Source organism: Pseudomonas paralactis (genome assembly GCF_001439735.1).
GTDB classification, from domain to species: Bacteria; Pseudomonadota; Gammaproteobacteria; order Pseudomonadales; family Pseudomonadaceae; genus Aquipseudomonas; species Aquipseudomonas paralactis.
Window position 1 is genome coordinate 517149 of sequence record NZ_JYLN01000002.1, and the last position, 14165, is coordinate 531313.

General features: G+C 54.4%; 12 protein-coding genes and 1 pseudogene. All 13 read left to right on the top strand.

The features are described from left to right. The first annotated feature begins 5 nt into the window (after positions 1-5). The 13 genes and pseudogenes from TX23_RS06555 (at position 6) to TX23_RS06610 (ending at position 14088) form a co-directional block, all read left to right on the top strand. Entirely contained in the window at positions 6-1355 is a 1350-nt protein-coding gene (locus TX23_RS06555; RefSeq protein WP_057701511.1) for a DUF2169 family type VI secretion system accessory protein, read from the top strand. 1 nt (position 1356) lies between these two features. Next, positions 1357-1713 (top strand): DUF4150 domain-containing protein, encoded by a 357-nt coding sequence (locus tag TX23_RS06560; RefSeq protein WP_057701512.1) that lies wholly within the window; start codon positions 1357-1359, stop codon positions 1711-1713. Positions 1714-2818: 1105 nt separating this feature from the next. Next, positions 2819-3823 carry a beta propeller repeat protein gene (locus TX23_RS06565; protein WP_057701513.1) on the top strand — a complete coding sequence of 335 codons (1005 nt, stop codon included), beginning with the start codon at positions 2819-2821 and terminating at the stop codon, positions 3821-3823. 74 nt (positions 3824-3897) lie between these two features. Beyond that, complete coding sequence (locus TX23_RS28670) at positions 3898-4353, top strand: DUF4150 domain-containing protein (protein ID WP_269835566.1); 456 nt, start codon at positions 3898-3900, stop codon at positions 4351-4353. Positions 4354-4356: 3 nt separating this feature from the next. After that, positions 4357-5502: a DNA/RNA non-specific endonuclease gene (locus tag TX23_RS06575; protein WP_057701514.1), complete on the top strand. Its 1146-nt coding sequence runs from the start codon at positions 4357-4359 to the stop codon at positions 5500-5502. 13 nt (positions 5503-5515) lie between these two features. Next, positions 5516-5914, top strand: a complete 399-nt coding sequence (locus tag TX23_RS06580) for an immunity protein YezG family protein (RefSeq protein WP_057701515.1) — start codon at positions 5516-5518, stop codon at positions 5912-5914. Between the two features lie 62 nt (positions 5915-5976). Continuing rightward, positions 5977-6905 (top strand): annotated as a pseudogene (gene tssI, locus TX23_RS28370) (type VI secretion system tip protein TssI/VgrG). A gap of 76 nt (positions 6906-6981) precedes the next feature. After that, complete coding sequence (locus TX23_RS06590) at positions 6982-7884, top strand: hypothetical protein (RefSeq protein ID WP_057701517.1); 903 nt, start codon at positions 6982-6984, stop codon at positions 7882-7884. 116 nt (positions 7885-8000) lie between these two features. Next, positions 8001-8099 carry a contractile injection system protein, VgrG/Pvc8 family gene (locus TX23_RS28375; protein ID WP_244885944.1) on the top strand — a complete coding sequence of 33 codons (99 nt, stop codon included), beginning with the start codon at positions 8001-8003 and terminating at the stop codon, positions 8097-8099. A gap of 247 nt (positions 8100-8346) precedes the next feature. Next, on the top strand, positions 8347-9126 hold the full coding sequence (yaaA, locus tag TX23_RS06595; RefSeq protein WP_057701518.1) for a peroxide stress protein YaaA: 780 nt from the start codon (positions 8347-8349) through the stop codon (positions 9124-9126). Between the two features lie 878 nt (positions 9127-10004). Further along, positions 10005-11321 carry a nucleotide sugar dehydrogenase gene (locus tag TX23_RS06600; RefSeq protein WP_057701519.1) on the top strand — a complete coding sequence of 439 codons (1317 nt, stop codon included), beginning with the start codon at positions 10005-10007 and terminating at the stop codon, positions 11319-11321. Between the two features lie 81 nt (positions 11322-11402). Beyond that, entirely contained in the window at positions 11403-12884 is a 1482-nt protein-coding gene (gene alg8, locus TX23_RS06605) for a mannuronan synthase (protein WP_167346924.1), read from the top strand. Between the two features lie 37 nt (positions 12885-12921). Next, complete coding sequence (locus TX23_RS06610; RefSeq protein ID WP_005785015.1) at positions 12922-14088, top strand: alginate biosynthesis protein Alg44; 1167 nt, start codon at positions 12922-12924, stop codon at positions 14086-14088. Positions 14089-14165 lie beyond the last annotated feature (77 nt).

Below are 14165 nucleotides of genomic sequence, written 5' to 3' on the forward strand. Positions count from 1 at the left end.
GCGTCATGGAATTTCGCAATCTGACGCCTTTTGATGCGCTGTGTTTCAGTGCCCTGGGCATGGACGACCAAGAGTACCCGGTGCTGGTTTTGAAGGTGGGCTATCGGTTGATACCCATTGACGACCAACCGGGGCAGTTTCGGGCCGAGGTACTGGATGAGGATCCGTTGGCCCTATGCACCGCTGATCGCTACTACGGCGAGGAAGGGGCAAGAAGCGTCTGCGAGGAAAGCGACCTGGCGCCATTCAAACCACGCTGTGATGTGATCGTTGCGGGCCATGCTCATGCGCCACAAGGCCAACCAGCAACGCAGTGGACCGCCGGGCTGCGCATCAGTGCTCCGCTGGCGCCGCCGCCCAGCATCGAGGTGCCCCTGCCGACGCCGCTGAGTCCCGGCGAACGACTGACCGAGTACCAGCTAATGGAATGGCAAGCCGCCCGGCAAGAAGCTTTTAAGCGTCGGGCCGATGCGCCGAGGCGCCATTACTTGTTGGACAAGCACCTGAAATTCACCGGCCCTCGCCACTTCCGTCACAGCTTGTTCGGCGGCTGGCAATTGTCCGAGCCTCAGCCCGCAACGTGTGTTCCGCTGCGCTGGGAATATGCCTTCGGTGGCAGCAGCGTAGTGCCTAATCCCGAGCACGCGATTGATGAAAACACCCCGCCCTATCTGCTCAACGAAGTTTGCTACAGCAACCCACTGGGCTGCGGCTGGATCGACAAGCGTCAAGAAGACCTTGGCTATCAACTGGACAAGCCGCTGCGCGAACTCCGCGCGCCACAGATAGAGCCCATCGACAAACCGGTGTGGCGTCTGGATCGGGTCAAACACCCCGAGGATCAACTTGACGCCCGTGGCATGGCGCAGCTCGCGGCCAGCTACAAAAACCAACCGGTTGGATTCGGCGTGGTTGGGCGTGCCTGGGCGCCTCGCCTGCCCTTGGCCGGGAGCTATGACGAGGACTGGCAGCGGGAACGCTGGCCGGGCTTGCCACGGGATTTCGACTTTGCCTACTGGAACGGTGCGCCGGTTGATCAACAGATCGAATTTCCGCCGCCCGCGTTTCGTCTTGAACTGTTCAACCTGACCGCCCCTGGCCTTACGCCCGATGGCACATTGTGCGTCGAACTGCCCGGCCATCGCCCGTTTGTCCTGATGCGCCTGCACAACGGCGCCATGCTGCCGCTGCCCATGCTCACCGACACCCTGCGCATCGACACCGAAGCCATGACCTTGGCGCTGACCCACCGCATCAGCCTGCCCAATCACCTGGGCATTCGCGTATTGGAAGCGCGCTTCGAGACGGATCCGAACGCACTGCTGATCAAGCGCACAGCCAAGGAGATGCTCTGACATGGCCGACAACGTCATCGCCCGCAGGCAAGATAAATGGAAGGTCGTCAGCATCGTCCCCGACGTGTGCAAAACCCCGATGGGCAGCGCCATCCCACCCGTTCCCTACCCCGTCACCGCCGAACTGAAAACCGCCACTGGCGTGGCCAGGTCGGTACGTGTGAACGGCGAACCGGTGGTGGTGTTCAACAAGAGTCTGGTTCCCAGCACCAAAGGTGATGGAGCCGGTGCCGCCAAAGGTATCAAGAGCAATACAGTGGGTGGCAAGTGCTACCCCTTGGAGAAAAGCAGCACCGTGAAAGCTGAAGGCAAGTTGATGGTGCGCAATGGCGATCTATTTTGGATGAACGGGGTGTAGTGTGTGACTGAGCCCCTAAACATAAATATCAGGAAATTTCAGCGCCCAATTGGTGATACCAAAAGTATCGCAACATTCGAAAGCGGTAGCGGTGTAACTGTGCAGATCTGGGACGGAAACGCAATCCAATACCAGCAAGCACTAACTCATGAAGAATATGACAAATTTCGCGAAAGGGTCCCTGAATATGAACTCCCAGACTACCCCCATCCCAATAAAGAAAACCCCGTTGGCGGGACGAATTCAAATGGAAACACATTGGGCGTGTAGTTGGGGAAACAGCATCTACTGACGTTCCTGCTGCACAGGCAAACCCTTCCGTTGACAACGAGACAGATGAAGAGACCAGCACGACAGATAAAGTGCTTGATGGAGTGCAACTTGGTCTAGATGTAGCTAGCCTTGTACCGGGACTAGGTATCGTGACCGGTGGAGCTAGCGCCGCGATCAGCATCGTACGGGGTGACTATACTGGCGCTGCGACCTCAGCACTCGCTATGATCCCTTTCGCAGGAGGTGTCGTCAAAGGAGGTGTACTAGTCGGAAAGCATGCCGGAAAACTTGAAAGAGCTTCTAGCAAAATAGGAAGAGGGCAAGCAAAAGCCAAGGGCAGAAGCAAATGTATACTGCGACCTTATAAAATCAATGGAAAATCACCGTGCACCCCTTTAACCGGGCACCACGTAGTACCAGACCGAGCGTTTCGACTTGGGAATCCATCTGGCCCTGATCGAATTCCTGGAGGTCTCAACAACTCAGAAGGTTTGGTAATTTGTGTTAGGGGTAAGGGGCGACAAGATGAGCATGGCCGTATTCATAAATATTACGATGCCGATGAGCACAAGTTAGCGTTAATCAGCACCCCTAAAGGTACCGCGCCCTTGATAGCACTTGAAACACTTGGTGCAAAGGCAGCCAGCAAGGTAACAGGTTGCAGGCAAAAAGATCTATTATTGCAACTTCGAACTTACCACCAAGCTAAAGGAATGGGGCCAGACTTCATCGTTAGGGCTGATCCGTATGGAAGATTCGCAAAAACAATCCCAAAGGAAATTTATGGTTCCAAATCTTCCGGCGGACCAGGATCCTTTTAAAGGAGTAAACAATGAAAGTAAGAGCACATTCGAAAGTAACCATGGGCGCCGGGACAGCCATTGATAAGAATATGTATTATATGGCATGCACCCTAGATTCTCTTGACAGGGACACGCCATTTTCTCGACTGTTTTTCTATCAAGATCAGACGGCACAAAAATGGTTCCATCACGACTTAAACAGATGGAGAGTCGTATCAACTTGCCTCATCCCAGAAACAAAAAACTCACCCAGACAAGTTTGCGCGCTTAGTGAGGAAGGCGAAGTGGAATATTACAGCAGAGACGGGAGCAGGATCGATAGAATCTTAGATGCAGGGCTCTCCGGCCATGGTCAAAATTTTGGTTACATGAGCCGCATCCGCTGCATAGGAGAGTCGATTTATGCCTGTGGATATCATGGTCAAATTTACAAGAAAGATTCATCTAGCAATTGGAAACATTTCGACGACGGCATTCTCCAGCCCCACTCAAAAATCTTTAACCAAGCTCCGAACGACAAGCACTCGAAAAATTTGATTGCGCCAGCTCCAGAAAGCATTGACCTTCTTGATATAAACGGCAGCAGCGAGTCCGAAATTTATACAATAGGCGATGATGGCTTCATCGCCTATTACAATGGAATAAACTGGTCAACCTTGCCAGCAGTGACCAAAGCATGTCTATATGGAATGCACGTAATGTCACCACAAGAAATTTGGATCGTCGGCTCCAGAGGAACTCTTCTTTGTGGGAATGCCCACACGGGTTTCAAAGTTCATCACAGAAAGAACATGGATTGCGATTTCTATTCCATAACCAATTACAAAAACACGTTTTATATCGGAGCCAGTGACGGCATATACACAATAATTGATGGCAAGCCCATCCCCCTAGACATACATAACGCTCACAAAATAAGAGAAATAGACACCATTGAGAGCAAAAATGGAGTGTTATGGGCCCTAGCTGCAAAAGAGCTACTTAGATTTGACGGAGCTAAGTGGGATATATTTGAACACATTGATAACATTTAGTGGGTGACCTGCTTTTAAGCCAAAAGGCATATTCAACGATTCATTCAGATCGAGTTGCCGTAACCAGATCGGACATGGATACGGGCGGCTTGTGTTGGCCGAGTCTAATCGGTTGCGTTCACGACCTTCAAACCTCCTACGCATGGAAGTTCGCAATCGTAACTGCATCAACAAAGGACGATAACGTCATCGCTCGCAAACAAGGCAAATGGAAGGTCGTCAGTATCGTCCCCGACGTGTGCAAGACGCCGATGGGCAGCGCCATACCACCGGTGCCCTACCCGGTCACTGCCGAGCTGAAAACTGCCACCGGCGTGGCCAAATCGGTACGTGCCAACGGCAGGCCAGTGGTGGTGTTCGACAAGAGCCTGGTACCGACTACCAAGGGTGATGGAGCCGGCGCTGCCAAAGGCATCAAGAGCAACACAGTCGGCGGCAAATGCTACCCGTTGGAGAAGAGCAGCAGCGTACGCGCCGAAGGCAAGTTGGTGGTGCGCCATGACGACATGTTTTGGATGAATGGGGTCTAGAGCATGGCGGAGCCATTAGAGATCAACGTCAACAGGTCCTTCGTACCTTATGGCGGCAAGGTCTTCGCTAGTTTTGAGAACGGCTGGGGCGTGACTGTTCAGGTCTATGAAGGAGCGACGCTCCTGACCCAACAGGAAATGACCTATGCCGAGTATGTGGCGCTACAAAAAGAAGCACTACCTGTTCCCCTGCCCGACTACCCTCATCCACGCCTGAATCGAACTCCCGGTGGGACGAACGCCAATGGCAATACCATTGGCCGCGTGGTGGGAGAAACCGCACCCGCTGCGGTCCCCGCCGCGCAGGCCAATCCGCCGATCAAGGCCGAAACAGATTCGGAAAAAGGCTGGTGGGGCAGCGCGAGCCCACGGGTTCACGGCGGCTTGGACGCGTTGGGCTTCGTGCCTGGACTGGGGGCTATCCCGGACCTGATCAACGCAGGGATCTATGCGGCAGAGGGCGATGCGGTCAATGCTGGCCTCTGCGCAGTCGCGGCGATACCATTTGTGGGAGATGCAATAAAGGGAGGTGTGCTGGTTGGCAAGGGCGCGAACCGTCTCGGATCAGAGGCCGCGCAACAGGCAACGCAGAGAGCAATAAAAGAGTCAGCGGAACGTGGGGAAAAAGAGGCATCGGAACGACTTTCAAAAAATGCAGCAGAACGACATGCGTCGGAACAGCCTCTAGCCCCAAAAGCAGACAACGGCGCAAAGATACAACCACAAAGGCCGACTACGCATACAAAAAACGGATACACATATCAGCTTGACAGTCATGGACGAGTGACAAAAGTTGAAGGCACTTTAACGCTAAACAAGTCTCAGACGAGAAACCAAAATGCCCAAAAAACTGCAGGAGGAAAAGATCGACTACCTGATGACCAAGGCGGGCATTTCGTAGGACGTCGGTTTGACGGCCCGACTGACGAGATGAACCATTTTGCACAAAATGGCAATTTCAATAACAGCGCCTACAAAAAGCTAGAAAAATCTTGGGAAAAAGCATTAAAAGACAACAAAGATGTACGCATCGAAATAAACCCAAGATACAATGGAGACTCACTCGGATCCGACAAAGTAACAATTAAGCAATGGATAGATGGCATACCACAAGACCCAATAACCTATGCAAATAAGTATGGCGGATAGCCAGGAGTAATTCATGCAAGAGAACCTACCACCACAAGAGCAAGTCTATACTCTAATCGGTCAATTTTTAATTGACACCGTGCCTGATGACTTCATAGAAGCATGGATAAAAACCGAGATGATTGAAGACGTTTGGAGCATAAGTATCTTCTACAAAAAGCCTCAAGGCAGTTACGGCTACATAAACAAGAATATAGAAGAACTGGAAGAACACTTCCAAACACTTCGACGTATATACAAAAAGGACACTAATTCACCATGGACCACCGCCACCTTTCACCTTTCCAAAGACCTTAAAATGAGTCTTGATTTAGGGTACGAAGACATTTCCGATTTCGGCTTAAGTTCCGAAAGGCGTGAAACATGGATAAAACACAATCTAGGTGAAACACCACAAATCGATTGGTATTAATATTGATTGCGCACTCTTCATGAAAGCCACACATATTTGGCAACCGGCGGTTGCCCCCCCTGGTGCGCTACGTCTACGGCCTGGTTAGCCTGTTCCAACAAGGCGACACCGGCTTTCGCCGCACCCGCTACACCGCCGTAGTCGAACCGAATCTGGCGCGTTTCAACCTGCGTTCCAACTGGCGAACTTTCCAGAACCAGACCGTGCCCGACATCATCACCAGCATGCTGGCCGAGCAGAAACTGACCGACATCCGCAGCGAAATCTGCTTCGAACACCAACCTCGCGAATACTGCGTTCAGGCCGGTGAAACCGACCTCGATTTCATCGCCCGCCTCGCCGCCGAAGAATGTTGCGATGTAGGGGGGCGGGTAAAATTGCAGTTCACGTGGGACCGCTCGGACAAAAACAACGACCAGAGTAGGTGCTGGATGCGTGTGGCTCAGGGTTGGACCGGTGCGACCTGGGGCGCCATGGCCCTGCCGCGTGTGGATCAGGAACTGATCATCAGCTTTTTGGATGGCGACCCCGACCAGCCCATCACCACGGGCCGCAACTACCGCGTGACCAATTTGCCGCCGTATGAGCTGCCCAAACACAAGACGCGGATCACCATCAAGAGCCGAACCCATAAAGGCGATGGCTTCAATGAGCTGCGCTTTGAGGATGAGCTGGGGCACCAAGAGGTGCTTATCCATGCCAAAAAAATAACGACGTCCCTATCAAAAACAACAACGGCATCTTCGTCGGCAAGGACCGCAAGGAGCGGGTCGAGCACAACGCAACCATCTCAATCGGCAACCACCGCGCGGAGGACGTCGGCCAGAACGAAACCATCAGCATCGGTGGCAACCGCAGCGTAACCATCAGTGGAGCGGTAACTACAGCAAAGTTCCGACTACGATGCACAATGTTCGAAACAACAAGGCTGGTTACAAGATGCAAAAAAACAAACTTCCTCCGGCACACGAAAAGTATGATGTATTTTTAGATAATCTTAAGAAAGGATGCAGCAAGCTTCCCAAGCGATCGGCAAAACTTACAACCTAGCAACAAGGACATAACAAATGAATTCAATTACAAATACAATTAAGCTTGATAAAAAAGTCAGAAAATGGATAAATAACTGGATCAGCACTCCCACACCAAAAGAACTATTTCTAGATGAGCCGGCAAGGGCATTTACCGACTACCTGAATGGACAAGATATTGCGCACACCTTAGGAGATCAAGCCGAAAATCTAGCAACCTGGCATCTAATTCACTATGAAAGCACTGCACTTAACAACAACCACGACTTTAAAGAACTGGCAAATGCATCGTTCTATTATGGCCAAATGGTTGAGCTGAAAGAAACACTGGCCAATAGCGGAAAAGGCGGATCAATTCTCCCGGCAGTGTCAGTGCTTTCACTTTCCCTGGCAGCAATTTCGGGCTGGAAGAATCAATGTGCCCTACTATTCAACATAATAATAAGGGGTCTAGATACGCCACTACTGAACTTCCAGAACAATGAGAAATATCAAGTAGGTACGCTATTTCGCCACTTCTGGTTTCTGATAGAGCTCTACGCAAAAAGCACTAACAAAGACATAGACACATCACCATACTCATACCCACCAGAACTCTCCCCATACCAGCAAGCCCTCATTAACTGGGACACTGCAGACCAGGCACTCTTACAAGTATTAATTTCTTCAATGGCGGACTTTCACCTTTCAAATGCAAGAACACCACAACAGAATAACGTGCTTGAATTTGATTATGAAGAACGCATGCTCTTCCCATACGAAATTCTTGCATTTCTCAGAATCCGGGAGTGGGCTAACCTTAAAAATCCATCAAGCTTTGATCACCCACTAATGCAACACCCACTAGCTCAGCTCCCTGCTACTCTCATCGAACCAAATAATGAACACTTTAATAATGTTATTGATAAATTCAAAAAAGAGTTTCCTCTCGATAACTGAAAGCATCGAGGACGAAAATCCTTGCACAGGAAATCGAGTATCAGATCACCACGTCTACCGCATGCTCGACCTGGCAGCCGGGTGACAACAGCTTTAGCCGTACCCGCTACACCTCCGTGGTCGAACCGACTCTGGCGCGTTTCAACCTGCGCTCCAACTGGCGAACTTTCCAGAACCAGACCGTGCCCGACATCATCACCAGCATGCTGGCTTAGCATCCGACATCCGCTGCGAAATCTAGGCCGGCGAGGAAGGTCTGCTCTACACCTTCGAACACCCGCGCTACAACCAGCAGCACACCGCTACCGGCGACCAAGACCCGAAAAACCAGCACAAGGACGACGAACGCTACGGCTACCTCGGCCGCTATAATGTGCCTATCACCATCATAGGTGGAGTCAAAACGCCCAACCCCCTAGAATCGCGCCCACGCTACACGCCACGATTCCAGGAGCCAACTTCATGCTGATGGTGATTTCCCCCGCCAAAACCCTCGACTTCGAGTCCAAGCCGGTCACTGCGCGCTTCACCCAGCCGCAATACCTGGACCACTCCCAGGAACTGATCGAGCAACTGCGCGAACTGAGCCCGGCGCAAATCAGTGAGTTGATGCACGTCTCCGACAAGATCGGTGGCCTTAACGCCGCGCGCTTCGGCAGCTGGACACCGGCCTTCACTCCGGCCAACGCCAAGCAGGCGCTGCTGGCGTTCAAGGGCGATGTGTATACCGGCCTGAATGCCGAGACTTTCAGCGAGGCCGATTTCAGCTATGCCCAGGACCATCTGCGTATGCTCTCGGGCCTGTACGGCCTGCTGCGTCCGCTGGACCTGATGATGCCGTATCGCCTGGAGATGGGCACCAAGCTGGCCAACGCCCGCGGCAAGGACCTTTACGCGTTCTGGGGCACACGCATCAGCGAATGGTTGAATGAAGCCCTGGCCGAACAAGGCGACGATGTGCTGCTTAACCTGGCCTCCAACGAGTACTTCTCGGCGGTCAAGCGCACAGCCCTGAACGCACGGATCATCAACACCGAGTTCAAGGACCTGAAGAACGGCCAGTACAAGATCATCAGCTTCTACGCGAAAAAGGCCCGGGGCATGATGAGCCGGTTTGTGATTGAAGAACGCATCAACGACCCGGCGAAGCTCAAGCAGTTCGATGTGCAGGGTTACCGCTTCAATGCGGAGCAATCCAAGCCGGATAACCTGGTGTTTTTGCGCGAACACGCACCGGAATAAGGCCTGTACAGCCACCAAAATCAACTGTGGGAGCTGGCTTGCCTGCGATAGCGGAGGGTCAGCCGACTCACATGTCGCTGATACACCGCTATCGCAGGCAAGTCAGCTCCCACATTTTTTGCCTGCATTTCACGCCATCGATCGTCATTTATTTGGCGCCAGAAAAACATCAAGACACAACCCTAACGATTTTTTCACTCGACACCCGTCGGTTTTTTTCGTAGTGGCACCACTTTTTTTAAACGGTAGTGGCACAAAACTATCCCCTCGCACCAACTCCCCATAACTACTGGTCTAAATAGCAAGTGCTATCAATATAGTACCAGTGCCATCTTTTCTAATATTTCAAAAAATTTCGGGAAAGGGGATGAGTGGCCCGGAACTTCGTCCTGAAGCACCGCTCATACCACCGGTAACGAAATTCTCTGCTTACGTAAGAGATGACTTACATAACGACCAACGGAAGTAGCCAAGTTGTCATAAAGCACTTTGGTTCTATGGTCATAACATCAACTGATCGAGTTAAGGGTGGCGATAAGTACGCATTGCTATCCCCTGCAGGCCAAGGCAGCGCTGACCTAAATGAGCCCGTGCAAACACACAAGGCATTGATAAAAAAGGCATTTTGCCTACATCAAAACCTTGCCGCACCGGCGCCGGAGCCTTCCTCCAAGGAAGCACGGCTGCATTTCAGGGCAAGCCCCAATAATAAGGCCTCGTTGCGCACAACTTGAGTGCAATAGTTAGTCACTCGTTATTCAACATGCCTGCACGCGGTAAGTCGGCGTCTATTCGCCTAACTTTCGCGGCATCAGTGACGCTTGCAAACATGAACTCCGGCCATTTAATGGCATGAATTAAACAAAGAGGTAATTGCGATGCGCATCAGCATATTTGGTTTGGGTTACGTTGGCGCAGTGTGTGCCGGTTGCCTGTCTGCCCGTGGCCACGAAGTGGTCGGCGTAGACATTTCCAAGGAAAAGATCGACCTGATCAATGCCGGTAAGTCGCCGATTGTTGAACCGGGTCTGGGCGACCTGTTGAGCCAGGGTATCCAGACGGGCCGACTGCGTGGCACTACCAACTTCGCCGAGGCGATTCGCGATACCGACCTGTCGATGATTTGCGTCGGCACGCCAAGCAAGAAGAACGGCGACCTGGAACTGAACTACATCGAGTCGGTATGCCGCGAGATCGGTTTTGTGCTGCGTGACAAGACCACCCGCCACACCATCGTGGTGCGCAGCACCGTACTGCCGGGCACCGTCGCCAACGTGGTAATCCCGATCCTGGAAGACTGCTCCGGCAAGAAAGCCGGCGTCGACTTCGGCGTTGCGGTCAACCCGGAATTCCTGCGTGAATCCACTGCCATCGCCGACTACGACCTGCCACCGATGACCGTTATCGGCGAGTTCGACAAAGCCTCCGGCGACGTCCTGCAGTCGTTGTACGAAGAACTCGACGCGCCGATCATCCGCAAGGACATCGCCGTTGCCGAGATGATCAAGTACACCTGCAACGTATGGCACGCCACCAAAGTCACCTTCGCCAACGAGATCGGCAACATCGCCAAGGCCGTCGGCGTTGACGGTCGTGAAGTGATGGAAGTGGTCTGCCAGGACAAGACCCTCAACCTGTCCCAGTACTACATGCGCCCAGGCTTCGCTTTCGGCGGTTCGTGCCTGCCAAAAGACGTGCGTGCCCTGACCTACCGCGCCGGCTCCCTGGACGTGGAAGCACCACTGCTCAACTCGCTGATGCGCAGCAACGAATCCCAGGTGCAAAACGCCTTCGACATCGTCTCCAGCCACGACAAGCGCAAAGTCGCCCTGCTGGGCCTGAGCTTCAAGGCCGGTACCGATGACCTGCGTGAAAGCCCATTGGTAGAACTGGCGGAAATGCTGATCGGCAAGGGCTACGACCTGAGCATCTACGACAGCAACGTCGAATACGCCCGCGTGCACGGCGCGAACAAGGACTACATCGAAGGCAAGATCCCGCACGTGTCGTCCCTGCTCAACTCGGATTTCGATGATGTGATCAACAACTCCGACGTGATCATCCTCGGTAACCGTGACGAGAAGTTCCGCGCCCTGGCGCATAACGCTCCGGAAGGCAAGCAAGTGGTCGACCTGGTGGGCTTCATGTCCAAGGCCACCAGCGTGAGTGGCCGTACTGAAGGTATTTGCTGGTAACAGCAACGGCAAGTTTCAGGCTGCCAGCGGCTTGCAAAAGCGCTTGTAGCCTGAAGCCTCCTCCCCTTCCGGATGACGCTTATGTCCAAGTTAAAACATGTATTTCTGCAATCGGCCGGCTGGCTGTTATTCCTCAGCCTGTTGATGGGTCTCGCCCTGCTGTTGCCGGCGAGTACCTTCGATTCGCAATCGAAGAATTTTATTTTCCTGATTGGCGCTGTGGGTATCTGGCGCTACTCGATGGGTGCGACGCATTTCTTTCGCGGCATGCTGTTCCTGTACGTGGTGTACCCGCACCTGCGCCGCAAAGTGCGCAAGCTGGGCAAGGCCGCCGACCCGTCCCATGTATTCCTGATGGTCACCAGTTTTCGTATCGATGCGCTGACCACCGCACAGGTCTACAGCTCGGTGATTCGCGAAGCCATCGAATGCGGCTTCCCGACCACCGTGGTGTGCTCGCTGGTGGAAATGTCCGATGAGCTGCTGGTGAAAAGCCTCTGGGAAAAGCTCAACCCGCCGGCTCACGTCAAGCTCGACTTCGTGCGTATCGCCGGTACTGGCAAGCGTGACGGCCTGGCGTTTGGTTTCCGCGCCATCTCCCGCCACTTGCCGGACGACCGCGCCGTGGTTGCCGTGATCGATGGCGACACCGTGCTGGCCGAAGGCGTGGTGCGCAAGACCGTGCCGTGGTTCCAGCTGTTCGGCAATGTCGGTGGCCTGACCACCAACGAATTCTGCGAAGTGCGCGGCGGCTACATCATGAGCGAATGGCACAAACTGCGCTTCGCCCAACGCCACATCAACATGTGCTCCATGGCCCTGTCCAAGCGCGTGCTGACCATGACCGGGCGCATGTCGGTGTTCCGCGCCAGCGTAGTGACTGACCCGGGCTTTATCGCCGACGTGGAAAGCGACTCGCTGCAACACTGGCGCCTGGGCCGCTTCAAGTTCCTCACCGGCGATGACAAGTCCAGCTGGTTCAGCCTGATGCGCCTGGGCTACGACACCTTCTACGTGCCGGACGCCGCCATCAACACCGTGGAACACCCGCCGGAAAAAAGCTTTATCAAGGCCAGCCGCAAACTGATGTTCCGCTGGTACGGCAACAACCTGCGCCAGAACTCCCGTGCCCTGGGCCTGGGCGTGCGTCGCCTGGGCCTGTTCACCAGCGTGGTGCTGTTCGACCAGCGCGTGTCGATGTGGACCTCCCTGCTCGGCCTGACTGTGGCCATGATCGCCACCTTCAAGTATGGCGGCGCGTTCATCCTCGCCTACCTGCTGTGGATCGGCATCACCCGCCTGATCCTCACCCTGCTGTTGTCGTGCTCCGGCCACAAGATCGGCCCGGCCTACCCGCTGATTCTCTATTACAACCAGATCATGGGCGCGCTGGTGAAGATCTACGTGTTCTTCCGCCTTGATCAACAGTCCTGGACCCGCCAAGACACCAAACTGACCCGCGATTTGGCCAGCTTTCAACGTTGGTTCAACACCTGGTCGTCTCGGACCATGACCTTCTCCGCCGGCAGCATCTTCGTTGCCGTGTTGCTGATGATGGTCTGACCCTGCCAAGCCTGAATTAACTAGGAAATCGAATACTATGAACAGCCAAGTAAACGCCAACGTTGTCCACGAATCCGAAGCCCAGCGCCAGCACGCCCGGGTGAAAATCCCGGCCAAGCTGCGCTTCTTCAACAGCGACCGCACGCCAACTGAAGCACGCGTGATCGACCTGTCCGCCGGTGGCCTGGCCTTTACCGCCACCCAGCCGCTCACCGTCGGCCAAGTGCACAAGGGCCGCCTGCAGTTCGTGATCGATAACCTCGGCCTGGCCATGGATGTGGAGCTGCAGATCCGCTCCTACGACCGCCAGACCGGCCGCACCGGCTGCCAGTTCCAGAACCTCGATGCCCAGGATATTTCTACCCTGCGTCACCTGATCACTTCGCACCTGTCCGGCGACATCGTGACCATGGGCGATGTGTTGGCGACCCTGCAACGCGACAACTTCACCAAGGCGCGCAAGGTCAAGGACGGCGGCAGCGGCATGACCGCGTTCGGTCGCCTGCGTGCGGTGACGTTCAGCCTGGCGATTTTCCTCGTTGGCCTGGCCGCCTTCGGCTTTGTGTTCAAATCGCTGTACGGCATGTACTTCGTCAGCCACGCCCAGGCGGGCCTTGTGAGCGTACCGGGCATGAACGTGACCATGCCGCGTGACGGCACCGTGCAGAGCCTGCTCAAAGGTGACTCGGTAGCGGCCAAGGGCGCGCCACTGGCGACGTTCAGCACCAGTATGCTCGACGTACTCAAGGGCCACCTGGACGAAGACCAACTGCAACCGGCCAAGGTTGAAGAGCTGTTCGGCAAGCAAATGACCGGCACCCTGACGTCGCCGTGCGATTGCGTGGTCGCCCAGCAACTGGTCGCCGACGGCCAGTACGCCAGCAAGGGCGATGTGATCTTCCAACTGGTGCCGCGTGGCAGCCAGGCTAATGTTGAAGCCCGCTTCACCTACCGCCAGTTTGGCGATGTTCGCCCAGGTACGCCGGTGAGCTTCCAGGTCGCCGACGAAGAACAGGTGCGCACCGGCACCATCGTCAGCAGCACCAGCCTGAACAGCGCCGACCTGTCCTCCGACATCCGTGTGCAGATCAAGCCCGACGCACCGCTGGACAGCACCTACGCCGGTCGCCCGGTGGAAGTCACCAGTGACCGTGGCCCATCCCTGAACTGGCTGATCGACAAAGCCATGGCTCACGGTCTGTAAGCGAGGACATGCCTGTGAACTCTATTCCAACAACACCGCTGACCTCTGTGGGAGCCGGGCTTGCCCGCGATGCAGGC

Excerpts from the sequence above, each read along its gene's own strand:
- TX23_RS06590 (WP_057701517.1), top strand. The coding sequence starts at position 6,982 with ATGAATTCAATTACAAATACAATTAAGCTTGATAAAAAAGTCAGAAAA.
- TX23_RS06600 (WP_057701519.1), top strand. The coding sequence starts at position 10,005 with ATGCGCATCAGCATATTTGGTTTGGGTTACGTTGGCGCAGTGTGTGCC.
- yaaA (WP_057701518.1), top strand. The coding sequence starts at position 8,347 with ATGCTGATGGTGATTTCCCCCGCCAAAACCCTCGACTTCGAGTCCAAG.
- TX23_RS06560 (WP_057701512.1), top strand. The coding sequence starts at position 1,357 with ATGGCCGACAACGTCATCGCCCGCAGGCAAGATAAATGGAAGGTCGTC.
- TX23_RS06575 (WP_057701514.1), top strand. The coding sequence starts at position 4,357 with ATGGCGGAGCCATTAGAGATCAACGTCAACAGGTCCTTCGTACCTTAT.
- alg8 (WP_167346924.1), top strand. The coding sequence starts at position 11,403 with ATGTCCAAGTTAAAACATGTATTTCTGCAATCGGCCGGCTGGCTGTTA.
- TX23_RS28670 (WP_269835566.1), top strand. The coding sequence starts at position 3,898 with ATGGATACGGGCGGCTTGTGTTGGCCGAGTCTAATCGGTTGCGTTCAC.
- TX23_RS06610 (WP_005785015.1), top strand. The coding sequence starts at position 12,922 with ATGAACAGCCAAGTAAACGCCAACGTTGTCCACGAATCCGAAGCCCAG.
- TX23_RS06555 (WP_057701511.1), top strand. The coding sequence starts at position 6 with ATGGAATTTCGCAATCTGACGCCTTTTGATGCGCTGTGTTTCAGTGCC.
- TX23_RS06580 (WP_057701515.1), top strand. The coding sequence starts at position 5,516 with ATGCAAGAGAACCTACCACCACAAGAGCAAGTCTATACTCTAATCGGT.
- TX23_RS06565 (WP_057701513.1), top strand. The coding sequence starts at position 2,819 with ATGAAAGTAAGAGCACATTCGAAAGTAACCATGGGCGCCGGGACAGCC.